The organism is Pseudomonas sp. 102515, assembly GCF_031085165.1.
Lineage (GTDB): Bacteria > Pseudomonadota > Gammaproteobacteria > Pseudomonadales > Pseudomonadaceae > Chryseomonas.
The window spans coordinates 431,639-458,005 of the sequence record NZ_JAVHTY010000004.1 but is presented as its reverse complement, the minus strand read 5'-3'; the positions used below and the strand labels follow the sequence as shown (position 1 = coordinate 458,005).

Here is a 26,367-nt window from a genome sequence, read left to right as displayed (position 1 = left end):
CGGGCTTTTTCATGCCTGCGTGAAAATCGCCTCAGCTAGTCCTGGTTGGTGATGACGCGCCAGGTCTGGCGGCGACTGGCGGGCAGATCACCCTGCAAGTCATTCGGCGACTTGCCGTCGCTGCCATAGATCGCCGCATCCGCCAGGGTACCTTCCATGCTGAAAGTGCCGTCACCGTAGACGAAGGGCACGATCCCACCGAGCAGACCATCGAGCTGGATACGCCCATAGACCGTATCGGTCCCCAGATTGAACAGGCCGCTGTTGTTGCCGCCGGTGTAGGGATCCAGGGCATAAAGGTAGGTGGTGACCCCAGCGGTACAGGCGTCGGTGCTGGGGATCAGGGAGCTCATCAACAGGGTGCCGCTGAACAGTTGGGGCCTGTTGATCACTAGCTCACCATTCAAGGGCAGGTTCAGATACCAGCCTTGTTTGCCATTGGCCGTCGTATTGGCGTCATAGTTGACCGACGCCGTGGAGATGGTGTTCGCCGTACTGCTGACGCTGGAACCGGCAGAACTGGTGTAGCTGATGCGTTGATCGGTGCCCAGGGTCTGCTGCTGCAGATTGGCGATCGTCAGTACCGGAGTACTGCTGGCCGCCGATCCATCGGTCTGGCGATCCCAGATCCCATAGAGGGTCATGGCCTTGCTGGTATTGGCCAGGGCGTCGCTGGCCTCGAGATACTTGCCGGTACCAAAGAGCACCAGATGTCCCGTTCCACTGGGATGAGCCACGACCGCAGGACTGGCGGTGATCGACTGGACCAGATTGGTGGTACCGGGCGCCACGCTACTGGCCTGGGCGGAATAGAGGGGCCGCCCTCCGAAGGCGACACGGAAGTTGTCCGCTGCGGCCGTTGCCGTGAGCGAGGTTCCGATCAGATCGAAGCGCCAGAGATTGCCGTGCAGGTCACCGGCATAGGCATAGTCGGCGATCAGGTCGCCATCGACATCGGCCACGAAGGGTGAACTCAGCCCATTGGGCGTCGCTACGTTATCGGTGGCTGGCAGCGCCTTGATCAGGCTGCCATCGGCCACGTTCATCACATAGAGCACGGCATTGTCCTGCGCACTGTTGTACCCGTTGCTGACCACCACGCCCCAACCGCCGGTATGCAGCCGGGTGATGATCGGCTGCGCGTAGGTGAAGCCCAGGTCCTTGTAGCTGGCGTCGACGTCCGACTTTTCCCAGAGCAGCACCGGGGCATTGGGATTGGTGATGTCCAGCGCAAAGATGCCTCGCCCTCCCCCGCGCAGCGTGCCGATCAGTACCGTGCGCCAGGCCCCATTGAAATAGACGTCGCCCACCACCGGCGTGTTGTCGACATAGGACTGATGGCCCCCACCGTTATAGCTGCGCTCGGTCAGTCGATTGAGAGTGCCGATGACCGCGCTGGGAACGAAGGCATAGACCTCCTGCCCCTGGTCATTGAAGGCATGCAGCATGCCGTCGTTGGCGCCGACGTAGATACGTCGCTCACGGGACGCATTGGTGGTGCGGAACGTCGCGTAGGAGTTGTCGCCGACGGTCGCATTCATCAGGGCGATGGGGCTATTGGGGCCGTCCACCACCACCGGAGAAGAATTCACGATGTCCCCGAGGAGATGGCTGCGCGGCCGGAATGCCGGCGTGGCGCCGGGCGCCTCCTGGCCGCGATCCCCGCGCAGATAATCCACCCGGCGACTGCCATAGGTGTCGGTGGCACCACCGGAGGTCTTGTTGAGGCTGAGTTGTTGATCGGTATTCAGATTCGCCCAGGCGAAATCGGTCAAGGCGCCTCCCTTGGCCATGTAGATCTTGCGGGTGCCGAAGCCGGTATTACCCGTAGCGAACCTGCCATCGAGTTGTTGAGCGGCGCTCCAGATCCTCGCCTGGGTGGTACCCGTGCGCTGATACTTGATGACATCCCCGCTCCAGTCGGTACTGGAAAAAGAAGGCGCATAGGTGAAGAGCGCGTTGGTGTCCCCTACCCGGGTGGGTGATACGGTCTGGCTCGCGCCGACACTGGTGGACTGGGTGATCCGCGTGACGACCTTGCCAAGGGAGGTGATCAGATCACTGGCGTTTTCCGCGCTGAAGAACTCGCCCCGCGAATTGATCGCCGCATGCCAGAGGTCATAGACATTGTTCTGGTTGACCGAGTTATCCGCACCCGCTACTGGCCAGGGTGTGCTACCGGCCGCCAGCCCGGAATAGCCTCCGGAAAAGGTATCTCCACCCCAGGCCGGATTGACCAAGGCGCTGCTCAGCCCAATGCCGACGTAGAAGCCGGTCAGGTGCTGCCAAGTAGCCGGATCGTTTCGCGGATTCCAATAGGGGGCAAGCGTTCGAGTGCCCTGAATCTCGTTGCTGTTGACCGAGTTGTAGGGAGGCACCTTATTGTCCAGGCCAGGCTGGGCATCGGTACGCCAATAGAGAAAGGCCACATCCGCCAGAGTACTTGCCGTAACGTCCTGGAATGGCGCCTGGGGTGAGTACTGCTGGCCGTCCGGAAGGGTCACGGCGGTACCGTCAAGGTTGCCGGAGTTCAGTGCGGAATTCCAAATGCCATCGGTGACAACCAGACTATAGCTGGCGCGACAGCCATAGACGGGGGTATCGGTCGTACCCGGCTGAAAGGCATAGGGACTCTCAATGCCCGTGGTCTTGAGTAACTCTCCGACACGAGCAACCGCCTGAAGTAAAGGCGTACTCTGGTTGTAGTAGACATCGCCGAGCCAGGCAAAGAAGGCTGCCCGATGTGCGCCAGTGAAAGGCCTCAGCCGATTGTCATAGGTGGTCGAGCTAGAGTTACTGATACCGCGGCAGTTTGCATTAGCCGTAACCAGGATGCAGCTGTCGCTGGTACCCAGAGCCTGCCATCCAAGCCGGAGATTTTCCGAGGCATCCGCTAGGGCCAGGTTGGTCGATGTCTGAGCGGCCAGAGCCCGACTGCGATAGAAGGAATACCAATTGGCGAAATTCTGCCGCTCGTCCGTCCCGTTGGGACCGGAATTGGCGCTAACGAAGACGCGGCGATAGCACTCGTCGATCTGAGTAGACGCAGGCGTACAGCCTGCGAGTGCAGTATCGTAGACGTAGTAGTATGCAGAAACACCGGTGACCTTGTTACCGAAAGACGCAGTGATAGTGTACGACAGCGATGAAATAATAACGCCGGTGATAAGCCCGCTGTAGACGACGTTGCGGGTGCACGTCACGGCACTGTAGCTAGGGTCAGCTATGTTGGCCGTACATCCTGAACCGGGAGAAAGAAGATCTTCTACCAGTGATTGATCCGAAATAGTGACAGTGACACCATTGATCGTTTCGGTGAAACGACTGGCGAACACAATATTTCCCAACGTCAGCTTAGTACGGACAGAGCTAGTTCCTCGATATGTACTGTCAGTGAAATCCTGCGACGGGTTTTCTGCCAACACGCTGTCGCTGTCATTCCGCAGTCCTGGCATGTCATAGGTCGTTCCACGCGCTACATTAGGGTCGGTCGTGACCAGATTCGGGTTGTAGCTCCAACTCACTCGGTAGTCGCTAGCCAGATTGACGCTGCCTTGACCGGGTCGAAAGCCATTGACGTAAGCGCTGGTAAAACTGGTAGTCAATCGCGTCCGACTCAGCCCGCCGGTGCTGCTATAGCTCACGCTGTAAGGCGCTGGGTAAATAATCGCTGGATTGTAATAAAGGCTGTTGAAGGCAGCGGACTTCGCTCGCCGAGTGGGTCTGATTTCCTTGGTATTCGACGCATCCGGCACCACCGCCATCTGCATGCTGGTGGAGTTATCCAGGGTCACGAATAGGTTGGGACCGACACTGTTGGTCAGGAACAGCGGCTGCTGACTCAGGTTCAGGGCCGCCGCCTGGGCCGCAGGTGAGGCCAGGGTCAGCAGCAGGGCCAGAGACCCGATGCCCGATGCAGCTCGACTCATGGCACCTCCAGGGCGACGACACTTTGCAGGATCACTGGAAAGCGCCGGCCTCTGTCTTGGGCAACGGCGGTGATCCGAAACAGATTGGTAGCTGGCGCCGCGACATCGACCGAGCTGCTACCGATGGCCGTCACTACCCAACGCGGTGTCTGGGCGAAGGAAGCGCTGCCGTCGGAACCGCGATAGGCGACGGTACGCGCAGTAGGATCGGTCCCGCTTGCCTGAAGCGCCGCGGCTGCCCAGGTCTGGGTCAAGGCACCGGTATTGAGATCGCTCGCCTTGGTCAGGATGCACAAGTCGCCCGTAGGCGGCTTGCCGAAAGCACTGCGTACCGCTGGCACACTTTCCGAACAGCTGGCGAAGCCGGCACTGAAGGCGGTGAAGGACGGTTGCTGACTGAGAGCCACCAATCGCCGCTCACCTTCGCGTAACGCCGCTTCCGCGGCATTGAAGGCCTGGGTGTTCTCCAGGGCGGCGCCGCCACTGCGCGCCTGCAGCAGCGTCTGACGCATGCTGGAGGCCGCCAGTAGCGACAGCAGCAACAACATCACCAGGGCGATCAGCAAGGTCGCGCCGCGCTGCCTGCCAATGACCGGCCTCATAACGCGAGATTCCTCAGGGTGACGGTGCTCTGCAGTATCTGCATGGGTCGACTGGCGTCCGCGACCTGTAGTCCGGTCAGGGTCTGCCAACTGGCAGCCGTGTTACTGGCCACATCACTGGTTAATGCCTCAGTGGTGCTGAGCAACGCCGCGTACCGCACGGCCGGTGCATCCGCCTTGGGTGGAATGGACCAGCGGAAGTCCTGCAGCCCCTGCACCAGCACCGCACTGCCCTTGCGTGTCAGCGCGCCCCCACGCTCGCTCCAGACGGTGCAGCTAAGGGTGCCGCTGCCAGGGGTATTTCCTGCCGTGTAACGCAGCTTGAGCAGGACGTTGCCACCCGTATTGAGATTCACCCGCGGGATGGGGTTGCCCAGGCAGTCCTGATCCTTGCTGTCCAGTGCCCCCTGATAGCGAATGCAGACACCGGTGGGCGCGTTGACGCTGTCCGTGGTCGCCGCGAAGGTGGCGCCGGCGGCAAAGGCTGGACAGCTGATGTCATCGGCATCCTTGACCTCCCCCACCGCCGGAAAGGCTGCCTGAAGACTACCCTGATAACGGATTTCAGCGCGGAAGCCGGTCCGTGCGAGTTGCCGGTCGAGCACCTGCAAGGTCAGCTGGGCGTTGTTGCGATTGCCGGTCTGGCCCTGCTGGAAGAGAAAACTGCGCTTGTTGTTGATATAGATCTGCGAGACGCCAAGCACCAGGAAGGTACCCACGGTCAGGGCGATCATCATCTCGATGAGGGAAAAGCCCCTCTGTCTACGCGGCTTGCTATGCGGCTTGAGCTCCATGGCCTACAGCTCCGAGCGCAGGGCGTAGTAGCAGACGCCCTTGGGGCAATTCAGCGAATCGTTGCTGACATCCTGCCAGGCCACCACCACCATCACCGGTGCCACCGCATTCGCCTCGCAGGCACCCAGCGGCGTAGTGTTGCCCGCGGGATCGCTGGACGGCAGTTTCGGCACGCCGGACGCTGGACAGACCGCGAAACTGCTGGCGATCAGCGCGTCCGTCACCGGCAGCAAGGCTTTCACCTGATTCAACCAGCAATCCAGGTCCTGCCCCGCTACCGTCTCCCCACCCGCGGAGCGATCCCGGGTCAGACAGGTCTTGCCGGCATCGAGTGCCTTGGTGCGAAAGTTGGTACCGGGCTGCTTGATGTAGGTCCCGTCGATCTTGACCTTGTCGCTCGCCACCACCTGGTCGCGATTGCTGCGCATCAGTTCGAGCAGGTCGTTGGCCAGAATCATGGCATTGCTGCGTTGCACCGAATCCTGGGACAGCGCCACGCTGCGTGTCTGCAGGGCGACCATGCCCAGCACGCCGATGCAGATGATCACCAGACTGACCAACACCTCGATCATGCTGAATCCACCTTCGCGGCGCTTCATCTAGCTGCACCCCACGGCACTTGGGCGATTGGGCACATAGTCGGCCACGCTCAGCACGCCACCCTGACTGAGGGTGAATTGCTTGCCCTGGGTAAGCGCATTGGTGGCGCAGACGCGAATGGTGGCTTCGCCGCTGAGTTTCAGACTGCCATTGGGCTGGAAGGTCAGACTGATCAGAGGAGTACCCCCCACGGATCCGGTTCCGTTGACGCCGTTGCCCAGCCCTCCGCTGTATTGCCGTAGGACTTCGGCATTCGGCAGCACCACCGTCTTGGCTGTAGTGATTTTCAGCGCGCCCATCCAGCCGTTGGCATCCTCTGGATCGGTGGTGACGACGACATTCACCCCCCGACTCATGGCTTCACTGCGCGCGTAATAGAGCGCGCGCTGCAACTCCCCCGCTGCCGCCTGGACGCGGTTGCTTTGCACCAGGCTCGCGAAGCCGGGTGCCGCCAGCGCCGTGACGATGCCCAGCAGCGCTATGACGACCAGAACCTCGATGAGCGTGAAACCCGAGAGGCGTTTCGACTGCATTCCCACCGCCTGAAAACCCATTACTTAACCTGATAGTAGTAAGGGCTCAGGCAGCCGCTATGACCGGCTATCGCTTCGATTCGTGGCGGAAGCTACCTGGATCAAGGCGTTCGCTAGAGATGAGCGAAATAGAGCGCGGCGTGATGAGCCGAGGATGACAAGCTGGAGTACTGCTTGTTTGCAGTCGGAAGCAGAAAGATTCCGGGATAACGCCCGGCCTGGCGCCGAGTCCCAAGAGAAAATGACGGCCTGGAAACGCAGAAACCCTCCTTGCGGAGGGTTTCTGGTAAAAATGGTGGGTCGTGCAGGATTCGAACCTGCGACCAATTGGTTAAAAGCCAACTGCTCTACCAACTGAGCTAACGACCCAAATATGGTCGGGGTAGGGGGATTCGAACTCCCGACATCCTGCTCCCAAAGCAGGCGCGCTACCGGGCTGCGCTATACCCCGAGAATGGAAGTGGCTCCGCGACCTGGACTCGAACCAGGGACCCAATGATTAACAGTCATTTGCTCTACCGACTGAGCTATCGCGGAATTTCTCTCTTCCAACCCCTCTTACGTCAGTTCCTTTCGAGCTTTGCCGTAAGTGAGGTGCGCCATTTTACGGAAGTAGAAACAGACGTCAACACCTAGCCTGCTGTTTTTTCACAAATTTATAGGAAACGCCGGGCAACCCTGGGATCACCCGGCGATTTCCTAGGCGAAGACGATCTCGTCGCCCTCCAGTCGGCCCTGGATCCGGCTGTTCGGCGCGAAGGCACCGGACAGGATGCGCTGGGCCAGCGGGTTCTCGATCCAGCGCTGGATCGCCCGCTTGAGTGGACGCGCACCATAGACCGGGTCGTAACCCACCGCAACCAGCTTGTCCAAGGCCTCCGGCGTCAGCTCCAGGTGCAGGTCGCGCTCGGCCAGTCGCTGGCCCAGGTGCTGCAGCTGGATTTCGGCGATGCCGGCGATCTGCTCGCGCCCCAGGGGCTCGAACACCACCACCTCGTCGATGCGATTGATGAACTCGGGACGGAAATGACCCGCCACCGCGTCCATCACCGCCGCGCGCTGGGCATCGGGATCGCCCACCAGCTCCTGGATCTGCGCCGAGCCCAGGTTCGAGGTCATGACGATCACCGCATTGCGGAAGTCCACGGTACGGCCCTGGCTGTCGGTCAGGCGACCGTCGTCCAGCACCTGCAGGAGGATGTTGAAGACATCCGGATGAGCCTTTTCCACCTCGTCCAGCAGGACCACCGAATAGGGTTTGCGCCGTACGGCCTCGGTCAGGTAGCCGCCCTCCTCGTAGCCGACATAACCCGGCGGTGCGCCGATCAGGCGGGCCACGGAGTGCTTCTCCATGAATTCGGACATGTCGATGCGCACCATGGCGTCCTCGGTATCGAAGAGGAATTCCGCCAACGACTTGCACAGCTCGGTCTTGCCCACCCCGGTCGGGCCGAGGAAGAGGAAGGAACCGCTGGGCTTGTTGGGATCCGACAACCCGGCCCGCGAGCGACGCACGGCGTTGGCCACGGCGGTGACCGCCTCGTCCTGGCCGATCACCCGGTTGTGCAGGGCCTCCTCCATGCGCAAGAGCTTGTCGCGCTCACCTTCGAGCATCTTGCTGACCGGGATGCCGGTCCATTTGGAGACCACCTCGGCGATCTCATCTTCGGTGACCTTGTTGCGCAAGAGCTGGTTGGCCGGCTTCTCGTGCTGGTCGACCATCTGCAGACTGCGTTCCAGATCAGGAATGGTGCCGTACTGCAGTTCGGCCATGCGGTTGAGATCACCCTTGCGACGGGCCGCTTCCAGCTCGATGCGCGCCTGCTCGATGCGCTGTTGCAACTGGGCGGAGTCCTGGACCTCGGCCTTTTCGGCTTTCCAGATTTCCTCCAGGTCGGCGTATTCCTGTTCGAGGCGGGCGATGTCTTCGTCGAGTTTTTCCAGACGCTTGCGCGCGGCCTCGTCCTCTTCCTTCCTCAGCGCCTGGCGTTCCACCTTGAGCTGGATCAGCCGGCGATCGAGGCGATCCAGGGCTTCCGGCTTGGAGTCGATCTCCATGCGGATGCGGCTGGCGGCCTCGTCGATCAGGTCGATGGCCTTGTCCGGCAGCTGGCGGTCGGTGATGTAGCGATGGGACAACTTGGCCGCGGCGATGATGGCACCGTCGGTGATGGCCACCTTGTGGTGCACCTCGTAGCGCTCCTTGAGGCCACGCAGGATGGCGATGGTGTCCTCTTCGCTGGGCTCGTCCACCAGCACCTTCTGGAAGCGCCGCTCCAGGGCCGCGTCCTTCTCGATGTACTGGCGGTACTCGTCGAGGGTGGTGGCACCGACGCAATGCAGCTCGCCCCGGGCCAGGGCCGGCTTGAGCATGTTGCCGGCATCCATGGCGCCCTCGGCCTTGCCGGCGCCGACCATGGTGTGCAGCTCGTCGATGAACAGGATGATGCGCCCTTCCTGCTTGCTCAGTTCGTTGAGCACGCCCTTCAGGCGCTCCTCGAATTCGCCGCGGAATTTGGCGCCGGCGATCAGGGCGCCCATGTCCAGGGCCAGCAGGCGCTTGTCCTTGAGGCCATCCGGCACTTCGCCATTGATGATGCGCTGGGCCAGGCCCTCGGCGATGGCGGTCTTGCCGACGCCGGGCTCGCCGATCAGCACTGGGTTGTTCTTGGTGCGGCGCTGCAGGACCTGGATGGTCCGGCGAATCTCGTCGTCCCGGCCGATCACCGGGTCGAGCTTGCCGTCCTCGGCGCGCTTGGTGAGATCGACGGTGAACTTGTCCAGGGCCTTGCGACTGTCCTCGGCATTGGGGTCGTTGACCGCCTCGCCGCCGCGCAGGTTGTTGATGGCGTTCTCCAGCGCCTTGCGCGAGACGCCCTGCCCCAGCAGCAACTTGCCGAGGCGGGTGTTCTCGTCCATGGCGGCGAGCAGGACCAGTTCGCTGGAGATGAACTGGTCACCCTTCTGCTGGGCCAGGCGATCGGCCTGGTTGAGCAGGCGCGCCAGGTCCTGGGAGAGATTCACATCACCATTGGGATTCTGGATCTTGGGCAGCTTGTCCAGCTCTTCGGCGAGGGTCTTGCGCAGGCTGGCGAGGTCGAAGCCGACCTGGCGCAGCAGCGGGGAAATGGAACCACCCTGCTGTTCGAGCAGGGCGGAAAACAGGTGCAGCGGCTCGATGGCCGGATGGTCGTGGCCGACGGCCAGGGACTGGGCATCCGACAGGGCGAGCTGCAGTTTGCTGGTGAAACGGTCTATACGCATGGGCAAGGTCCTTATCTGAAACGCGGGATGGCGCAGCAGAAGGCGCTTTCGATTACCCGCGGGAATGACCTTTAGATAGGGGCGATGCGTAACGATTCAAGCCGGAGAGGCTTGACATTCGAAAAAATACTTAGGTGTTGATCCAGATCAGGCTGGCGAAGCGACCCGTGCGGGAGGCTCGACGATAGGAGAAGAAGCGCTGGTGATCGGCGAAGGTATCGAAGCCGCCGCCGTATACCGCGGTGACGCCCTGGGCAGCGAGCCGCAAGCGAGCCAAGGCATAGAGATCGCCCAGGTACTTGTCCCCGCCCCGCGCCACGAAGCAGTGTGCAGCCTCGGCGTGCTGGGCGATGAAAGCCTCGCGCACCTCGGCACCCACTTCGAAGCTGGCCGGGCCGATGGCCGGGCCCAACCAGACCAGTACCTCGGTGGGCGCCACCTCCAGGCTGGCGGCGGCAGCTTCCAGTACGCCACCGGCTAGACCACGCCAGCCGGCATGGGCCGCCGCGACGCGAGAGCCATCGCGGCGACAGAACAATGCCGGCAGGCAATCGGCGGTCATCATGGTCACGGCGATACCGGGCGTGGCCGTCCAGGCCGCATCGGCACGCAGCACCTGCGTAGGATCGGCCTCGACCACCGTGACGCCGTGGACCTGTTCGAGCCAGGCCGGCTGACACCCCAGGACTTCGCCCAGACGGCGGCGATTCTCGGCGACCGCTGCCGGATCGTCACCGACGTGAGTACCGAGGTTGAAGCTGGCGAAAGGCGGCTGACTGACCCCACCCAGACGGGTGGTGACGCAGGACTGGACGCCGACCGGCGCCGGCCAGTCCGGCCGCAGCCAGTCGGCGCCGGTCATTCGAAGGATTCCCGGTCCTGGCGCAGCAGATCCAGCAGCCAGACCAGGTCTTCGGGCAGCGGCGACTCCCAGCGCAGGCGCTCGCCGCTCACCGGGTGGTCCAGTTCGAGGAAGCGCGCGTGCAGCGCCTGGCGTGGAAATTCGCGCAGGGTCTTGATCAAGGTCGGATTGGTCGCCGGCGGGATCTTGAAGCGCCCGCCATAGACCGGATCGCCCACCAGCGGAAAACCGACGTGGGTCATGTGCACGCGGATCTGGTGGGTACGCCCGGTTTCCAGCTTGACCCGGGTGTGGGTATAGGCGCGGAAGCGCTCCAGCACCCGGTAGTGACTGACGGCGGGCTTGCCTCCGGCGACCACCGCCATCTGCTGGCGACGCTGGGAATGACGGCCGATGGGCGCATTGACCGTGCCGCCGGCGACGATCACCCCGGCGACGACGGCTTCATAGATGCGGCTCACCGAGCGCGCCTGCAACTGGGCGACCAGATGGGTATGGGCTTCCAGGGTCTTGGCCACCACCATGAGTCCGGTGGTGTCCTTGTCCAGGCGATGGACGATGCCCGCACGCGGCACGCTTTCCAGTCCCGGCACATGGTGCAGCAGGGCGTTGAGCAGGGTGCCATCGGCATGGCCGGCGGCGGGATGCACCACCAGCCCGGCCGGCTTGTCGAGCACCAGCAGGTGATCGTCTTCGTGGACGATGTCCAGCTCGATGTCCTGGGCCACCCATTCGCCCTGGGCCTCGCGTTCGGCACGCAGCGCCAGCTGGGCGCCACCATGGACGGTGTCGCGCGGGCGCAACACGGCGCCGTCGACGGTCAGGCTGCCGTCCTTGATCCAGGCGGCGAGACGCGAGCGGGAGTGTTCGGCGAACAGCTGGGCAGCGACCTGATCGAGGCGCTGGCCACCGAGTTCGTAGGGGACTTCGGCATTGAGAACGATGGATTCGGACATGGATCTGCGCGGGCAATGGCGGGGCTTTTGGAATCGGCCCGACCCTGTGGTTAAATACGGCGACTTTTTTGCCCCGGCATTCCGGGTCGATCATCATAACAGGACGGTTCCGGCCCCGTCACAGGCTAGGTGAGTGCTCTCCGCGCTCATCCCTGCACCGCCGACCGTTTCGGGGAATCCAAGCCGCCATGCAATTGAAGCACCTGCTGCTGGTCACCAGCCTAGTCCTCACCGCCGCCTGCTCCTCGAAAGCGCCCGAGGTTCCGGAAAATCTGCCGGAAGGCGAGCTCTATACCCAGGCTCAGCGCGATATCTCCAACAGCAGCTACACGGATGCCATCAGCAAGCTGAAGGCCCTGGAGTCGCGGTATCCCTTCGGTCGCTATGCCGAACAGGCCCAGCTCGAGCTGATCTATGCCAACTACAAGAATGGCGAGCCGGAAGCGGCGCGCACGGCGGCGGATCGCTTCATCCGGCTGCACCCGCAGCACCCCAACGTCGACTACGCCTACTACATGAAGGGCGTGTCCTCCTTCGAACAGGATCGCGGCCTGCTGGCGCGTTTCCTGCCGCTGGACATGACCAAGCGTGATCCGGGCGCGGCGCGTGATTCCTTCAACGATTTCGCCCAGTTCACCAGCCGCTTCCCCAACAGCCGCTACGCCCCGGACGCCAAGGCGCGCATGGTCTACCTGCGCAACCTGCTGGCGGCCTACGACGTGCACGTCGGCCACTACTACCTGACCCGCAAGGCCTATGTGGCTGCCGCCAACCGCGGTCGCTACGTGGTCGAGAACTTCCAGGGCACCCCGTCCGTGGGTGACGGCCTGGCGATCATGACCGAAGCCTACAAGCACCTGGGTCTCAACGACCTGGCGGCCACCAGCCTGGAAACCCTCAAGCTCAACTACCCGGATAACGTCAGCCTCAAGGATGGCGAATTCCAGCTGCGCGAGCCGGACGACAAGGATCAGCAGCGCTCCTGGCTGACCCGCGCGACCCTGGGCCTGATCGATCGCCCGAGCGATCCGCTGCCGCCCGGCGAGACCCGCGCCAGCCAGGACATCCAGCGCAAGTACCAGGAAGAGCGTGACAACCTGGCGCCCGAGCTGCGCATCGTCGACCCGGCCGAAGCCGAGAAGGCCGGTGGCGCGACGCCGGCTCCGGCCAAGCGTTCCTGGTTCAGCCGCCTGACCTTCGGTCTGTTCGACTGATCCGATGCCGGACGTGAAAGGGGAAGCCAATGGCTTCCCCTTTTTTATTGCGCTGGAACCGGTGACCTAGTCGCCGATGCGCCACCCCGAGGTGATCGGGTAGCGCCGGTCCCGTCCGAAACCGCGCTGGGTGACCCGGGCGCCCACCGCCGCCTGGCGCCGCTTGTATTCGTTGAGATCCACCAGGCGCAGCACCCTGCGCACCGTTTCTTCGTCGAAGCCGGCGGCGACGATGTCCACCGCCGAGAGATCCTGCTCGACATACAGGCGCAGGATTTCGTCGAGCACCGGATAGGGCGGCAGCGAGTCCTCATCCTTCTGGTCCGGCGACAGCTCGGCCGATGGCGGGCGGTCGATCACCCGCTGCGGAATCACCTCGCCCGCGCGATTGCGGTACTCGCAGAGGCGGAACACCAGGGTCTTAGGCACATCCTTGAGCACGTCGAAGCCACCGGCCATGTCGCCATAGAGGGTGGCGTACCCTACGGCCATTTCGCTCTTGTTGCCGGTGGTGAGCACCAGATAGCCCTTCTTGTTGGAAAGGGCCATCAACAGGGTCCCGCGGCAGCGGGCCTGCAGATTCTCCTCGGTGGTATCCCGCCCAAGCCCTGCGAATTCGCCGGCCAGGGTCTCCTGGAAGGCCTCGACCATGGGCGCGATGGGCAAGATGCTGTAGCGCACGCCCAGCGTCCGGGCTTCGGCCTCGGCGTCTTCCAGGCTGATCTGCGCGGTGTAGTGGTAGGGCATCATCACCGCCTCCACCTGCTCCGCGCTCAGCGCATCCACGGCGACCGCCAGCACCAGGGCCGAATCGATTCCACCGGACAGGCCCAGCACCACGCCCTTGAAGCCGTTCTTGCGCACGTAGTCGCGCACCCCGAGCACGAGGGCGTCATAGACGCTGGCCTCCAGCGAGGCGACGGGGGCAAGTACGGCCGGCTGCGGTTGGAGATCCGCATCGAAGGTGACCGGATAGAGTCCCTCGACGAAGGCCGGCGCGCGCTGACTGACCTGCCCCTGGGCATCGACCACGAAGGAGTGACCGTCGAACACCAGCTCGTCCTGGCCGCCCACCTGGTTGACGTAGACCACCGGCATGCCGCCCTCGCGGGCACGCTCGCCCACCACGGCCTCGCGCTCCGGCTGCTTGTCGCCATGGAAGGGAGAGGCATTGAGGTTGAGCATCAGCCGCGCCCCGGTCGCTCGTGCCCTGGCCATGGGCTCGGCGAACCAGATGTCCTCGCAGATGGTGATGCCGATGGGCACGCCCTGGTAGTCGAACACCGCGGCGCTGTCGCCCGGCTCGAAATAGCGCTTCTCGTCGAACACCCGATAGTTGGGCAGTTGCTGCTTGCGATAGAAGGCCAGCTCGGCGCCATCGCGATAGACCGCGCAGGCGTTGTAGCGCCGCCCCTCCTCCAGCCAGGGAAAGCCCACCAGCACATGGATACCGGCGATCTCCTGGCGGATCCGCTGCAGTCCCTGCTCGATCCGGCGCTGCATGCTCGAGCGCAGCAGCAGGTCCTCCGGGGGATAGCCGCACAGCGATAACTCCGGGAAGACGATGAGATCGCCGTGCAAGTCATCCCGGGCCTCTCGGGCCGCGACGATGATCCGTTCAACATTGCCATGGATGTCGCCGACCTTGAGGTTCAATTGCGCCATCACGACGTTCAGCAGCTGACTCATGCACTCTTCCTTGCCCGATTGATCGGCGCATTTTCCCGCAAGCAGCGAAGCGGGACAATCGATGCCAGGTGGGGCTTACCGCCTGCAGCGGCCCTGCTAGACTCCACCCTCCTTCACACTGCGAGATCGCCATGGGTCTGCTTCGCCTGCTGTTGTGGCTCGTCCTCCTGGGCGCGCTGTTCTGGATGGTCAGACGCTGGTGGCACGGCAAGACGCAGACGCCTACTGCCAAGGCACCGCCGTTGCCGCCCAATGCCATGGTGCGCTGCGCCCATTGCGGCGTGCATGTGCCCCAGGAAAGAGCCCTGGCCGATGGCGAAGGCCAGCGCTGGTATTGCAGCGCCGAACACCGCCGGTTGCAGCATGAGCGCCGCGACTGATCCAGGCACCCTGAGAGCCGACGCAGTCCTGCGGCTCTATCACCTCTATCGCATCGTCATCGGCCTGGCGCTGGTGGTGCTGATTTCCAGCGACCTGGACCAGCACTGGCTGCGCACCGTCGACGGCCAGCTGTTCCGCCAGGCCAGCTGGGCCTACCTCGCCGTCAATGCCGTACTGGCAGTCGGCCAACGGCTGTTGCGCGGTCGCGCCTTCACCCTGGCGCTGATCGACATCCTCGCCTTGGGCGGCCTGTTCTTCCTGGCCGGCGGCATCGCCAGCGGCATGGGCAGTCTGCTGGTGGTGACCGTCGGGGTGTCCAACGTCCTGATCCGGGGCCGCCGCGGCCTGCTGATCGCCGCCCTGGCCGCCATCGCCCTGCTGCTGGCGACCGGCTATCTCGACCTGCGCCGCGGCGACAGTGGCAGTGGCTATGTGCAGGCGGCGGGCCTGGGCACCCTCTGTTTCGCCACGGCGCTGCTGGTGCAGGGCCTGGTCCGGCGCCTGCTGGACAGCCAGGCCCTGGCCGAAACCCGCGCCACCGCCGTGGCCGAACTGGAAGCCCTCAACGCCCTGATCCTCGAACGCATGCGTACCGGCATCCTGGTGTTCGATGCCGAGTACCAGGTGCTGCTGGTGAATCCGGCAGCACGGCACCTGCTCGGCGTGGACGACGAGGACACCATCGCGCCCCTGGCCCTGGGTCTCGCCCAGCGCCTGGAGGAATGGGAGCGCAATCCCAGTATCCGTCCCGCGCCCTGGCGCGCCTTTGCCAACGGTCCGCTGCTGCAACCCAGCTTCGCCCGCCTTCAGCAGGGCGAAGGCGAGCAGGTACTGACCTTTCTCGAAGATGTCTCGCGCATCGCCCAGCAGGCCCAGCAACTCAAGCTCGCCTCCCTCGGTCGCCTCACCGCCGGCATCGCCCACGAGATCCGCAATCCACTGGGGGCCATCAGTCATGCCGCGCAACTGCTGCAGGAGTCCGAAGAACTGACCCCGCCGGATCGGCGCCTGGCGCAGATCATCCAGGACCAGTCGCGGCGGATGAATCGGGTGGTGGAGAACGTCCTGCAGCTGTCTCGCCGCCAGCAGGCCGCTCCTCAGCTGATCGACCTGCGCTACTGGGCGCACCGCTTCGCCGGGGAGTTGCGCCCTACCCTACCCGCCGGTCAGACGCTGCACGTCAAGACCGAGCCGGGCACCCTGCAGACGCACATGGATCCTCACCAACTGGGCCAGATCCTGACCAACCTGGTGCAGAACGGCCTGCGCTACAGCTGCCAGAAGCACGGCATTGGCCAGGTCTGGCTCAGTACCTACCGCGACCCGGAAAGCGACCTGCCCATCCTCGAGGTGGTCGACGACGGACCGGGCGTCGCCGCCGAGCAACTCGACCACCTGTTCGAGCCCTTCTTCACCACCGAGAACAAGGGCACCGGGCTGGGCCTGTACATCTCCCGTGAGCTTTGCGAGAGCAACCAGGCCAGACTTGGCTATCATCCCTTGGCGAACGGCAGCTGTTTTCGCATCACCTTCGCCCATCCCCGCACAATGAGCTGAGCATGGCCCGACAGAAAGTCCTGATCGTCGACGATGAACCCGATATCCGTGAACTCCTGGAGATCACCCTGGGGCGGATGAAGCTCGACACCGCCAGCGCCAAGAACATCGCCGACGCCCGGGCCATCCTCGAACGAGAAAGCTTCGACCTCTGCCTGACCGACATGCGTCTGCCCGACGGCTCGGGGCTGGATCTGATCCAGTTCATCCAGCAGCGCTTTCCGCAACTGCCGGTGGCCATGATCACCGCCTTCGGCAGTCTGGAGACGGCGGTCCAGGCCCTCAAGGCCGGTGCTTTCGACTACCTCACCAAACCGGTGGACCTGCCGCGCCTGCGCGAGCTGGTAGGCACCGCCCTGCGGTTGTCCGGGCCTGCCCCGGCAGCGACTGGTGCCAGCGAAACCCAACTGCTCGGCGAATCGCCGCCCATGCGCGCCCTGCGTGGCCAGATCGCCAAGCTGGCGCGCAGCCAGGCGCCGGTCTACATCAGCGGGGAATCGGGCAGCGGCAAGGAGCGGGTAGCGCGGCTGATCCATGAGCAGGGTCCGCGCGCGGGTCGACCCTTCGTCCCGGTCAACTGCGGCGCCATCCCCTCGGAACTGGTGGAAAGCGAATTCTTCGGCCACCGCAAGGGCAGCTTCACCGGCGCCATTGAAGACAAGCAGGGCCTGTTCCAGGCCGCCCAGGGCGGCACCCTGTTTCTCGACGAGGTGGCCGACCTGCCGCTGCCGATGCAGGTCAAGCTCCTGCGGGCCATCCAGGAAAAGGCCGTGCGCCCGGTAGGCAGCCAGCAGGAGATCAGCCTGGACGTGCGCATCCTCAGCGCCACCCACCGGGATCTCGCCGCCGAGGTCGCCGCCGGCACCTTCCGCCAGGACCTCTACTACCGCCTCAACGTCATCGAATTGCAGGTACCGGCCCTGCGCGAGCGCCGCGAAGACATCGGCGTCCTCGCCAGCTACATGCTCGAACGTCTGGCGCGGGATTCCGGCCTGGCCCCGGCCACGCTGGGCGAGGATGCCCTGGCCAAGCTCAAGAGCTACCGTTTCCCCGGCAACGTGCGGGAACTGGAAAACATGCTGGAGCGGGCCTACACCCTCTGCGAAGGCGACGTCATCCGCCCGACCGATCTGCGTCTGGCCGATGCGCCAGCGGCCACCGCCGCCGGCGAAGCCAGCCTGGCCAACATCGCCAATCTCGAAGACCACCTGGAATCCATCGAGCGCCAGCTGATCATGCAGGCGCTCGAAGAGACCCGCTGGAATCGCACCGCCGCTGCGGAGCGCCTGGGTCTCTCCTTCCGGTCGATGCGCTACCGACTGAAGAAGCTCGGCATCGACTGATCAGCCCGCCAACCGCATACCTGGCGCATAGGGCGCCGGATCGATGATTGGCGTGCGCTCGGTGAGCAAATCGGTCAGCAACTGGCAGGAGGCTGGTGCCAGCACCAGGCCGTTGCGATAGTGCCCGCAGTTGAGCCATAGCCCGGGCAGCTCCGGTACCGGCCCAATGAAGGGCACGCCGTCCGGCGAGCCCGGCCGCAGCCCTGCCCAGTGTGCTTCCGGCTCAAGACCTGCCAGCGCCGGCAGCAATTCGGCGGCCGAGGCCTGCAGGCTGGCCAGCGCCTCGGCCGTCGGGGTCTTGTCGAATTCGGCGTGCTCCAGGGTGCTGCCAATCAGGAGATGACCATCGCGCCGCGGAATGGCGTAGCGTCCCTTGGCCAGCACCATGCTGGTCAGAAAGCCCACCGGCTGGCGATACAGCAGCATCTGTCCTTTCACCGGCCGCACCGGCACCGCCAGCCCCAGGCTCTGCAGCAACTCACCGCTCCAGGCGCCCGCACACACCACCACGGACTCGGCATGGACGGCCTCGCGCGCGGTCTGCAGGCCCACCACGCGCTCACCCTGGCGCAGGAAACCAATCACCGGCGACTCGCTCATCAGCGTCACATTCGGCATGCGCAGCAGGGCTTCGTGCAGGGCGCGCACCAGCCGGGGATTGCGCACATTGGCCACCCCCGCCATGAAGACCGCCCGTTCATAGCCCGCCCCCAGCACCGGCACCCGCTGCCGCACCTCCTCGACCGACACCGACGCCAGCGGCCGCACATTGCGCCGCGCCCAGTCCAGCGCCTCGGCTTCGTCCTCCAGATCGAGCCAATACAGCCCGGTCACCTCGACCTCGGGGTCCACCCCCGTCTCCTGCCGCAACCGTTGCCCCAGCACCGGATAGAAATCCTGCGACCAGTGCGACAACGCCGTCACCGCGGGCTGATAGCGCCACGGATACAGCGGCGAAACGATCCCGCCGCCAGCCCAGGACGCCTCCCGCCCCGGCTCACCCCGCTCGACCACCACCACCCGCCGACCGCTCAAGGACAGGCAATAGGCCGACATCAGCCCTATGGCACCCGCCCCGACCACAGCTACGTCAAATATCACGTCACACCTCTACATCCTGGAATTGACTGTTCCGCCGTCTTGGCGCAAAACGGCTATCACGGCCAGGAAGGCCGCCTACCCACAAGGACGTCAACATGACCTATCGCACCTCGCGAGGCGTAAGCCTCTTCGAATCCCTGATCTACCTCAGCGTGCTGAGCATCATCGCCTCTCTGGCCATTCCCGCCTTCGATGGAATGCTGCAACGCAATCGCCAGCAGCTAGCCATTCAACAACTTAGGGAGACGGTCAACTTCGCCCGTGCGGCTGCCATCAACGGCTATGGCAGTGTGTCCATCTGCCATGCACCGGCAGGCGAATGCGACAGCTCGAACCTCTGGTCGGCCACCACGCGCGTCTTCCGCGACTGGGATCGCGACGGCCTTCAGTCAGCCGAGGAGTCCACCCTGCTGATCAGTCAGCTCCCCGAGGGCCTGCACTGGCGGTGGAACAATTTCCGTACGCTACCTCATCTGACGTTTTTAAACAGTGGCGTGACCAATGCCCTGAACGGCAGTTTCATCCTCTGCCAAGGCGCCGAGCCGCGCGCACGACTGGTCCTGAACAAGGCTGGGCGGATCGAAGTGGCGAATCTTCGCACCAGCGATCGCTGCGCCTGAACGCCCTGACCAGACACCTTCCCGTTTCGACCGGATATCCGCCGTACGCTGTTCCAGCCGCCTGTGATACCCCATGCTTGGCCTTCCAGCCTGGCGAAAATGACGATGCGTACCCAGTACGGCTTTACCCTGATCGAAACCCTGGTAGCGATCGCCATTTTGGCGATCGTGATCAGCATTGCCGCGCCGTCGTTTACCCGAACGCTACAGAGCAACAGGGCTGCAGTCATGAGCAATGAATTGCTTGGCGCCATGCAGACAGCACGCTCCGAGGCCCTTAAACGTCGCGCTGACGTCACTTTATGTCGGCGCAATATCGCGGGTGATGCCTGCGAAAACGGTACCGACTGGACTGCGGGTTGGCTGATGATTCAGGGCGCCAACGTCATTCGGATCTGGGAGCCCACCACTGGCATTACCTTGACTGGTCTCGTCAATGGCGTCACCTATCGCAGCACCGGTCTCACCACCCTGGCTGCCGTCCAATCGTTCAGCATCGAAACACCGAGCTGCCGCCGTACGGTTTCGGTAAGCCTTACCGGAAATGCCTTCGTCAATCAGAACGGCTGCCAGTCACCATGAATGCAAAGCAGCAAAGGGGCGCAACCTTGATCGAGGTGTTGGTTGCCATGGTCATTCTCGCCATTGGCCTGCTGGGGCTCGCGGGGCTGCAATCGGTAAGCGTCCAAAGCAACCAAGGTGCCTATTACCGCTCACAGGCGACCATCTTGGCCAACGACATGGCTGATCGTATGCGTGCGAACCGTACCGCTGCCCTGGCCGGTAGCTACGCCCTGACCACCTTCCCCGCTCCGTCGACCAGTAACGCTATTACTGGCACCCCGGCCCAGCGCGATACAGGCCAATGGCTCAACAACCTGGCAGCCACGCTGCCCCAGGGCACAGGCACCATAGTGACCAGCGGAAATATCGTGACCCTGACCATCTGCTGGAACGACAGCCGAGCCCGAATCAAGTCCACCCAATACGTGCCGCCACAGAACGATAGCTGTACCTCTACCGCCGAGAATTCGGGCTTCGAAACCTTCTCCTACAGGACTCGCCTATGAAACATCGGGCGACTCGCCGCCAGAAGGGCCTATCCATCATCGAACTCATGATCGCCTTGCTTCTGGGGCTATTGCTCATGGGCGGCGTCATGCAGGTCTTTCTGTCTTCCCGGCAGACCTATCAGACCAATTCCGCACTCTCTCAGGTACAGGAGTCGGGACGCTTCGCCCTGGACTTTCTGGCCTATGATCTGAAAAACGCCGGCTATCGCGGAGACTGTCTGTTTCCGCTCTATGATCCAACCCCTTCAACTTTGACTAAAGATGAGCGCTATGTCCTTGGCACCGGCATCGAAGGCTGGAATGACACTGGAGAAAACTCGATCCCCAGCTGGCTGAACGACATCTACACCACGAACCGGCGAGCCGGAACAGACGTTATTCTGCTCAAGCATGCCGCTGGCGCGACCGGGATAACACTGTCCAATTCGATAGGTGCGAACAGCGATAGGCTTGCAACCACAGGAGCAACCGGCCAGACACCCGGTAGCCTGCTGATCATTTCCGACACAGCCGGTTGCCAGCTTTTCATTAATCAAAGCGCAGCCAACGCAGCCACGCTTACAACGCAGCAGGTAATCAACCGCGCTTATGCGCAAACGGCAGTAATCTCGAATTTCCAAAGTTCGCTCTATTACATAGGTCAGAGTTCCGTTGCAGCCGGCCTTCCTGCTCTACGCCGAGTCCGCTATCTGGCCACAGCCAACGCCCAGCCTTTGATTGTCGATGAGGAGTTGGTGAGTGGCATTCAGGACCTGCAGATCCAATATGCGGTAGGTGACAGCAACGGTCAGATAACGGGTGAATACAGAGATGCCCAGCTGATTATCGATTGGCAGGCAGTGATTTCCGCTCAGATCAACTTGATCGCCGTTAGTAGAGATACCCAGGCCGTATCGCCCGATCAGCAACTTACCTTCCGTGGTAGTACCGTCACCCTTGCCAATGGCCGCCTGGGGCAGGTGTTCAACCTAACTGTCAGCATTCGGAACCACCTGCCATGAGAAACTCGGTCGATCGCCAACAAGGCGCGGTATTGATCGTGACGTTGGTAATGCTGCTACTCATGACCTTGATCGCCCTCGCCAGCATGAGGGGCACTACGCTGCAGGAACGCATGGCGGGTAACGCCCGCGACCAAAGCCAGGCATTTCAGGCGTCGGAGATGGCGCAGCGACAGGCCGAAGCCTTCGCCCTCACCCGCAGCGTCACCGATTGGCAAAACACTGCCCAAACTGCCAACTGGACAAATGCGGATGCTTTGACAGACCTGCCGAATCAGGCCCGCTTCAGGATCAATCCAACACCAGGGGTGAACCCGCTGAGATCCGGCGACGGCCTTCAGGTGATTCCGCTGGATGTCAGTGTACTGCGCATCGAAACCCAAGGTGCTGGAGCAGCTACCACTGCCGGAGCCGGGTCGGCGTCCACTGCGAATGTCACCATCAACACCATCTTTGTCAGGCGATAGATACTTGGAGAGCGTCATGCCTCATCAGTTGCGATTTCTGACGTGGACTCTGCCTTCGGCGATGGTGCTGCTTCTGCTGAGTACGTCCGGTAACGCCACGGTATCCCAGGCCCCGCTGGCTGTAGGAGGGGACATTCCGGGCAGCCTGGCGCTGGTGCCCTCGGTAGAATGGCCAACGGTCCTCTCTGTCGCCAACCTTGGCAGCTACAGTTCCGGGAATGTCTATAGTGGATACTTCGATTCGGACAAATGCTATACCTACGCCTTTGGCGGCTCACTGGACAATAGTTGGTTCAACCCTGTTAGTGCCGCCAATAGCCGTCGCTGCAGCGGTGCCAGGCAATGGAGCGGCAATTTTCTCAACTGGGCCGCTACTCCAACCATCGACCCTTTCCGCAGCGCTCTGACCGGCGGTGCCAGAGTCCGGGACGATGTCGGCCTTACCGTGCTGCAAAAAGCACGGCACAGCGGACAAAACTCCGCTGGCAATCGGTTGAATAGCGGTCAGGGACTGCTTCCAGCGTCCGAGATTGCCGGTGCTACTCCCTTCGCGGCCAACTGGGCTGGCTTCTATGTTCGTCTGGAAGGCCAGGGGTTCGACATGCTGTTCTCCAACTGGAACGATCGAATCGGTGGCGGCGGTTCTGCAGACTATGGCGCGGGCAACAATATGTCGAGCGTCTGGGTCAACCTAGACCCCAACAACAACAATCAGTGGAACGGAGATCTTCTAAAAGCGGACTACACGACCAGCAATGCTTCGAATGCTACTCGATACAGTGTTTATCGGGCGCGAGTCCAAGTTAAGGTATGCGATCCCAGCATTGGCCTCGAAAGCAATTGCAAAAGGTATTCGGCAAGCAATTACAAGCCAGAAGGCCTTCTGCAGCAGTATTCAGACAAGTTGCGCTACTCCGTATTTAGTTATCTAAACGACTCCAGCGCCAACCGTGACGGCGGTGTTCTGCGGGCCAACCAGAGCTTCATTGGCCCCCTAAAGCCAGACCTCAGCAGTAACTCCGCACGAGCCGAATGGGACCCTCAGACAGGCATTCTGGTGCGCAATCCTTCTGCCAGTGAAGCATCGGCGACAGGCTATGGAGTGGCAGACAGCGGTGTCATCAACTATTTGAACAAATTCGGTTCAATGCCTTATGCGCCGAACACCTATCTGAGCCTAAAAAGCAACGACCCGGTCAGCGAGCTCTATTATACAGCGCTACGTTACTTCAAGAACCAAGGAAACGTATCTGCCTACAGTAACTTGTCCGGATCTACGGACACCGACAAATACGCCCAAGCCGACGGCTTTCCCGTAGTGACCGATTGGCAAGATCCCATTACCTATTCCTGCCAGAAGAACGTCATTCTCGGTATCGGCGATACGAATACCTGGAATGACAAGAATCTCCCAGGAGGTATCACTTCCTCGGGCGGAGAGCCGGCCAAGCCAGCGGAAGTGACCCGTGATACCTCGATAGATGTTGAGGCTTTGACACAGAAGGTCGCCAGTCTCGAAAACATCACCATAAGCACACCCTTCACAGGTCGTGGCAATTCTGCCTACATCGCCGGCCTTGCCTATGATGCTCATACTCGTGACCAACGCAGCGATAAAGCTGGTAGCCAGACCATTTCCACCTATTGGATGGATGTCCGCGAGAACCAAAGCTTGGCTGGTAGATCATCCAACCAATACTGGCTCGCTGCTAAATATGGCGGCTTCACGGTTCCCCAAGGCTTTGCTAGCAGCGCAGCCACCGCTGCTAGCATTACCGACGACCTGTGGTGGACTAGCGGTGAGTATCTCTCTTCCAACTACAAGCGCCCCGACAATTTCTACGTTGCTAGTGATGCCCCCAATATGATCAAGGGCCTTCGAGCAGCCTTCGCCAAGATCGTCCAGGAGGTAACTACTTCGACCACCTCGATCAGCACCAATGGCCAGCAACTCGATACCGGGAGCGGCACCTTTCAAACTCAGTTCGAAGCCAAATTCTGGAGTGGCGATCTATTGGCCAAAGCGCTTAATGCTTCGGGAGTTGCCAGCTCCTCCACTTGGAGCGCGGCAAACAAGCTCAACACCTCAGAGCCAAGCAGCCGAAAGATTTTTACGAGTAATACCCTAACCGCCCAGAGCAACAACACCTATTCTGTGGCAGCAGGCCAGGGTGTCAATTTTCTCTGGAACAGCTTGGATGCTGAGAGCAAGGTCGCGCTGCAAAGAACCGCGACGACAGGCACTAACGTCAGCACTACAGAAGGGTCGCGACGTCTCGACTATCTGCGCGGCGATCGAAGCCAGGAGACCGTTGGTAGTAATCCCATGCGCAAACGCAAGAGCCGCTTGGGAGACATTGTCAACTCAGACCCTTTATATATAGGTAAACCGGATTACGGCTATAACCGTCTAGCCGGATCCGTATGGGGAAGTGCTGGTGAAAGCTATCTGACCTACCGTCAAAGCACAGCCTATCAGGCACGCAAGGCGCTGGTCGTAGTAGGCGCCAATGACGGCATGCTTCATGGTTTCGACGCCAGCCTGGCCGATGGCGGCAATGAACTGTTCGCCTATGTGCCTCGTACCCTGATGGGTGAACTTTACCGCCTGACCGATCCCAGCTATAGCCATCGCTACTATGTAGACGGTTCGCCAACGGGAGGAGATGCCTGGATCAACAATGGCTGGAAGTCCCTCATCGTGGGAACGGCGGGTGCCGGAGGAAACACCGTATTCGCGCTGGACGCGAGCGACCCCAGCAACATGGCCCCTAGCAACGTACTCTGGGAGTTTTCTTCGCCCGACATGCGGTATCCCATTCAGAAGCCTGCCTTGGTCGCACTGGAGAATGGCAAATTCGGTGTAATCGTGACCAGTGGCTTCAGCGACAGCAGTGTCAGTCAGGGCAAGATCTGGATCCTGGACGCCGGCACTGGCAGTGTCCTCAAGACCTTTACCGTCTCTACGACCGGCGGCTTAGGGGAGCCCCTTGCCATCGATACCAATAACGATCGCATCGTGGATCGCCTTTATGCTGGCGATACTGCCGGCAATATCTGGCGCTTTGACCTGAAAGGAGTCGACCCGGCCAGCTGGGACGCTCCTGCAGCCTTGAAGAGCGGGGCAAACATTCTGCCCTTGTTCACCGCAAGAACAGCCAATGGCGCCAGCAATCCCACTCAACCTATCACTGCGCCTCTCGAAGCCGCCCTCAACAGCGACGGCAATCCGATCATTCTTTTTGGTACCGGAAGCTACTACCAGATTGGGGACAATGAAGTACCCGCCAATCCGCGCCTGGAAACCTTCTATGGCCTGATCGACAGGGGACAGCAGATCAGCCGTAGCAATCTCGTCGAACAGGCCATCATCGCTCAACAAACCATTGGTAACCGCCGTGCCCGTGCGGTCACCAGCGCTGAGATCGGCGCAGATAAATCAGGCTGGTTCATGGATCTGGTGTGGAAGAGCAGCAATGGTGGGTCTGGAGCGCTAACAAGCGAAAGGGTCATCGCCAGGCCGACACTGAGAAACGGCGTCTTGGTCTTCACTACCATGACACCCAACAGCGATCCCTGCGGCGGCGGAGGTACAAGCTGGATCATGACGTTGAATGTGCTGAACGGAGGCACTCTCAACTTCAGTTTCTTCGATTACAACGGTGACGGAACCTTTGATCAGAGTGACTATTACAGCTTGGCAAACGGCACCAAAGTCCCTTTCTCTGGAATCTCAGACGATCAAAGCGGCATCATCAAGACACCCAGCTTCGTTCGCGGTAACGGCGACACAAACGACTCTACAGCAACAGGGAAATTGTGCCATTCGGACTCTAACGGCAACACGATCTGCCAAGATATCAACGATCCGAATAGCAGTTCGAAACGCATGACTTGGCGCGAGATAAGATGAAATCAATCACGCAAAATCGACACTCAAACCGCCAAAGAGGCTTCACGCTCATCGAGTTGATGATCGTTGTGGCTATAGTTGGCATCCTGGCCGCTATCGCCTATCCGTCGTATCAGGAGCACATACGCAGGGCCAACAGAGCTGATGCCCAAGCCTCGCTCATGGAGCTGGCGCAGTTCATGGAGCGTAACTATACCCGCCTGGGACGCTACACTACGGATACGGCCGGTACGGCACCCACCCTGCCGTTCGCTACCGCTCCCAAGGATGGCGGGCGGGCCATCTACGACTTGAGCCTGAGTGCGGTGACGGCAACTAGCTATACGCTTCAGGCGGCCCCGCGTGCAGGTGGACCCATGGCCGGTGACCGGTGTGGAAGCCTGACACTGACCAATACCGGCCTGAAGGGACAAGCCACCGGCGCCACCACCGCCGACTGCTGGCGCCGCTAAGGGCGCCAGCGACGT

The 26,367-nt window shown here is 61.9% G+C and carries 21 protein-coding genes and 3 tRNA genes; 11 read left to right on the top strand and 13 right to left on the bottom strand.

Features of this window, described 5'->3' with window-relative positions; translation table 11 throughout:
* Window positions 1-35 precede the first annotated feature (35 nt).
* The 11 genes from RCF34_RS17720 to rluD form a co-directional block, all read right to left on the bottom strand.
* The gene (locus RCF34_RS17720) at window positions 36-3,929 is read right to left on the bottom strand and encodes a PilC/PilY family type IV pilus protein (RefSeq protein ID WP_308709344.1); all 3,894 of its coding nucleotides are present in this window, start codon (window positions 3,927-3,929) and stop codon (window positions 36-38) included.
* On the bottom strand, window positions 3,926-4,495 hold the full coding sequence (locus RCF34_RS17715) for a PilX N-terminal domain-containing pilus assembly protein (protein WP_308709343.1): 570 nt from the start codon (window positions 4,493-4,495) through the stop codon (window positions 3,926-3,928). The genes RCF34_RS17720 and RCF34_RS17715 overlap by 4 nt, the downstream gene beginning before the upstream one ends.
* Before the next feature lie 32 nt (window positions 4,496-4,527).
* Window positions 4,528-5,325 carry a prepilin-type N-terminal cleavage/methylation domain-containing protein gene (locus tag RCF34_RS17710; protein WP_308709342.1) on the bottom strand — a complete coding sequence of 266 codons (798 nt, stop codon included), beginning with the start codon at window positions 5,323-5,325 and terminating at the stop codon, window positions 4,528-4,530.
* Between the two features lie 3 nt (window positions 5,326-5,328).
* The gene (gene pilV / locus RCF34_RS17705) at window positions 5,329-5,925 is read right to left on the bottom strand and encodes a type IV pilus modification protein PilV (RefSeq protein ID WP_308709341.1); all 597 of its coding nucleotides are present in this window, start codon (window positions 5,923-5,925) and stop codon (window positions 5,329-5,331) included.
* Entirely contained in the window at window positions 5,926-6,459 is a 534-nt protein-coding gene (locus RCF34_RS17700; protein ID WP_308709340.1) for a GspH/FimT family pseudopilin, read from the bottom strand.
* Between the two features lie 293 nt (window positions 6,460-6,752).
* A tRNA-Lys gene (locus RCF34_RS17695) sits at window positions 6,753-6,828 on the bottom strand.
* Between the two features lie 5 nt (window positions 6,829-6,833).
* Window positions 6,834-6,910, bottom strand: a tRNA-Pro gene (locus RCF34_RS17690).
* A 10-nt stretch (window positions 6,911-6,920) separates the two neighbouring features.
* Window positions 6,921-6,996, bottom strand: a tRNA-Asn gene (locus RCF34_RS17685).
* 162 nt (window positions 6,997-7,158) lie between these two features.
* Window positions 7,159-9,723 carry an ATP-dependent chaperone ClpB gene (gene clpB / locus RCF34_RS17680; RefSeq protein ID WP_308709339.1) on the bottom strand — a complete coding sequence of 855 codons (2,565 nt, stop codon included), beginning with the start codon at window positions 9,721-9,723 and terminating at the stop codon, window positions 7,159-7,161.
* A gap of 130 nt (window positions 9,724-9,853) precedes the next feature.
* Complete coding sequence (gene pgeF / locus RCF34_RS17675; RefSeq protein WP_308709338.1) at window positions 9,854-10,585, bottom strand: peptidoglycan editing factor PgeF; 732 nt, start codon at window positions 10,583-10,585, stop codon at window positions 9,854-9,856.
* Window positions 10,582-11,541, bottom strand: a complete 960-nt coding sequence (gene rluD / locus RCF34_RS17670; protein WP_308709337.1) for a 23S rRNA pseudouridine(1911/1915/1917) synthase RluD — start codon at window positions 11,539-11,541, stop codon at window positions 10,582-10,584. The genes pgeF and rluD overlap by 4 nt, the downstream gene beginning before the upstream one ends.
* Window positions 11,542-11,729: 188 nt before the next feature.
* On the opposite strand from rluD, the gene RCF34_RS17665 reads away from it, so the two are divergent.
* Window positions 11,730-12,755 carry an outer membrane protein assembly factor BamD gene (locus tag RCF34_RS17665; RefSeq protein WP_007160812.1) on the top strand — a complete coding sequence of 342 codons (1,026 nt, stop codon included), beginning with the start codon at window positions 11,730-11,732 and terminating at the stop codon, window positions 12,753-12,755.
* A 66-nt stretch (window positions 12,756-12,821) separates the two neighbouring features.
* On the opposite strand, the gene RCF34_RS17660 is transcribed toward RCF34_RS17665, so the two are convergent.
* Window positions 12,822-14,444 carry an NAD+ synthase gene (locus RCF34_RS17660; protein WP_308709336.1) on the bottom strand — a complete coding sequence of 541 codons (1,623 nt, stop codon included), beginning with the start codon at window positions 14,442-14,444 and terminating at the stop codon, window positions 12,822-12,824.
* 131 nt (window positions 14,445-14,575) lie between these two features.
* Here RCF34_RS17660 and RCF34_RS17655 point away from each other — a divergent pair, with 131 nt between their 5' ends.
* From RCF34_RS17655 to RCF34_RS17645, 3 genes are read left to right on the top strand one after another with little or no spacing between them, the layout of a single operon-like run.
* Window positions 14,576-14,824, top strand: coding sequence for a PP0621 family protein (locus tag RCF34_RS17655; RefSeq protein ID WP_308709335.1), 249 nt, complete (start codon window positions 14,576-14,578; stop codon window positions 14,822-14,824).
* On the top strand, window positions 14,808-16,382 hold the full coding sequence (locus RCF34_RS17650) for an ATP-binding protein (protein ID WP_308709334.1): 1,575 nt from the start codon (window positions 14,808-14,810) through the stop codon (window positions 16,380-16,382). The genes RCF34_RS17655 and RCF34_RS17650 overlap by 17 nt, the downstream gene beginning before the upstream one ends.
* Before the next feature lie 2 nt (window positions 16,383-16,384).
* A complete protein-coding gene (locus RCF34_RS17645) occupies window positions 16,385-17,725 on the top strand; it encodes a sigma-54 dependent transcriptional regulator (RefSeq protein ID WP_308709333.1) in 1,341 nt (446 codons plus the stop codon).
* Here the strand turns inward: RCF34_RS17645 and thiO are convergent, their stop codons facing one another.
* Window positions 17,726-18,826 (bottom strand): glycine oxidase ThiO, encoded by a 1,101-nt coding sequence (gene thiO / locus RCF34_RS17640; RefSeq protein ID WP_308709332.1) that lies wholly within the window; start codon window positions 18,824-18,826, stop codon window positions 17,726-17,728.
* A 95-nt stretch (window positions 18,827-18,921) separates the two neighbouring features.
* Between thiO and RCF34_RS17635 the strand changes: the two genes are divergently transcribed.
* From RCF34_RS17635 to RCF34_RS17605, 7 genes are all read left to right on the top strand, one after another.
* Window positions 18,922-19,446 carry a GspH/FimT family pseudopilin gene (locus RCF34_RS17635; protein WP_308709331.1) on the top strand — a complete coding sequence of 175 codons (525 nt, stop codon included), beginning with the start codon at window positions 18,922-18,924 and terminating at the stop codon, window positions 19,444-19,446.
* Window positions 19,447-19,551: 105 nt separating this feature from the next.
* Window positions 19,552-20,028 (top strand): GspH/FimT family pseudopilin, encoded by a 477-nt coding sequence (locus RCF34_RS17630; protein WP_308709330.1) that lies wholly within the window; start codon window positions 19,552-19,554, stop codon window positions 20,026-20,028.
* Complete coding sequence (gene pilV / locus RCF34_RS17625; RefSeq protein ID WP_308709329.1) at window positions 20,025-20,516, top strand: type IV pilus modification protein PilV; 492 nt, start codon at window positions 20,025-20,027, stop codon at window positions 20,514-20,516. Before RCF34_RS17630 ends, pilV (RCF34_RS17625) begins: the two co-directional genes overlap by 4 nt.
* On the top strand, window positions 20,513-21,520 hold the full coding sequence (locus RCF34_RS17620; protein ID WP_308709328.1) for a PilW family protein: 1,008 nt from the start codon (window positions 20,513-20,515) through the stop codon (window positions 21,518-21,520). Before pilV (RCF34_RS17625) ends, RCF34_RS17620 begins: the two co-directional genes overlap by 4 nt.
* Window positions 21,517-21,987, top strand: coding sequence for a PilX N-terminal domain-containing pilus assembly protein (locus RCF34_RS17615; protein ID WP_308709327.1), 471 nt, complete (start codon window positions 21,517-21,519; stop codon window positions 21,985-21,987). Before RCF34_RS17620 ends, RCF34_RS17615 begins: the two co-directional genes overlap by 4 nt.
* 16 nt (window positions 21,988-22,003) lie before the next feature.
* Complete coding sequence (locus tag RCF34_RS17610) at window positions 22,004-25,900, top strand: PilC/PilY family type IV pilus protein (RefSeq protein ID WP_308709326.1); 3,897 nt, start codon at window positions 22,004-22,006, stop codon at window positions 25,898-25,900.
* On the top strand, window positions 25,897-26,352 hold the full coding sequence (locus tag RCF34_RS17605; RefSeq protein ID WP_308709325.1) for a type IV pilin protein: 456 nt from the start codon (window positions 25,897-25,899) through the stop codon (window positions 26,350-26,352). The genes RCF34_RS17610 and RCF34_RS17605 overlap by 4 nt, the downstream gene beginning before the upstream one ends.
* Window positions 26,353-26,367: the final 15 nt, after the last annotated feature.

Coding starts and splice junctions, on each gene's coding strand:
- RCF34_RS17635 (WP_308709331.1), top strand. CDS start 18,922: ATGACCTATCGCACCTCGCGAGGCGTAAGCCTCTTCGAATCCCTGATC.
- RCF34_RS17720 (WP_308709344.1), bottom strand. CDS start 3,929: ATGAGTCGAGCTGCATCGGGCATCGGGTCTCTGGCCCTGCTGCTGACC.
- rluD (WP_308709337.1), bottom strand. CDS start 11,541: ATGTCCGAATCCATCGTTCTCAATGCCGAAGTCCCCTACGAACTCGGT.
- RCF34_RS17605 (WP_308709325.1), top strand. CDS start 25,897: ATGAAATCAATCACGCAAAATCGACACTCAAACCGCCAAAGAGGCTTC.
- pilV (WP_308709341.1), bottom strand. CDS start 5,925: ATGAAGCGCCGCGAAGGTGGATTCAGCATGATCGAGGTGTTGGTCAGT.
- RCF34_RS17700 (WP_308709340.1), bottom strand. CDS start 6,459: ATGCAGTCGAAACGCCTCTCGGGTTTCACGCTCATCGAGGTTCTGGTC.
- RCF34_RS17655 (WP_308709335.1), top strand. CDS start 14,576: ATGGGTCTGCTTCGCCTGCTGTTGTGGCTCGTCCTCCTGGGCGCGCTG.
- RCF34_RS17630 (WP_308709330.1), top strand. CDS start 19,552: ATGCGTACCCAGTACGGCTTTACCCTGATCGAAACCCTGGTAGCGATC.
- RCF34_RS17615 (WP_308709327.1), top strand. CDS start 21,517: ATGAGAAACTCGGTCGATCGCCAACAAGGCGCGGTATTGATCGTGACG.
- RCF34_RS17620 (WP_308709328.1), top strand. CDS start 20,513: ATGAAACATCGGGCGACTCGCCGCCAGAAGGGCCTATCCATCATCGAA.
- clpB (WP_308709339.1), bottom strand. CDS start 9,723: ATGCGTATAGACCGTTTCACCAGCAAACTGCAGCTCGCCCTGTCGGAT.
- pilV (WP_308709329.1), top strand. CDS start 20,025: ATGAATGCAAAGCAGCAAAGGGGCGCAACCTTGATCGAGGTGTTGGTT.
- RCF34_RS17710 (WP_308709342.1), bottom strand. CDS start 5,325: ATGGAGCTCAAGCCGCATAGCAAGCCGCGTAGACAGAGGGGCTTTTCC.
- RCF34_RS17650 (WP_308709334.1), top strand. CDS start 14,808: ATGAGCGCCGCGACTGATCCAGGCACCCTGAGAGCCGACGCAGTCCTG.
- RCF34_RS17665 (WP_007160812.1), top strand. CDS start 11,730: ATGCAATTGAAGCACCTGCTGCTGGTCACCAGCCTAGTCCTCACCGCC.
- RCF34_RS17645 (WP_308709333.1), top strand. CDS start 16,385: ATGGCCCGACAGAAAGTCCTGATCGTCGACGATGAACCCGATATCCGT.
- RCF34_RS17660 (WP_308709336.1), bottom strand. CDS start 14,444: ATGAGTCAGCTGCTGAACGTCGTGATGGCGCAATTGAACCTCAAGGTC.
- RCF34_RS17610 (WP_308709326.1), top strand. CDS start 22,004: ATGCCTCATCAGTTGCGATTTCTGACGTGGACTCTGCCTTCGGCGATG.
- pgeF (WP_308709338.1), bottom strand. CDS start 10,585: ATGACCGGCGCCGACTGGCTGCGGCCGGACTGGCCGGCGCCGGTCGGC.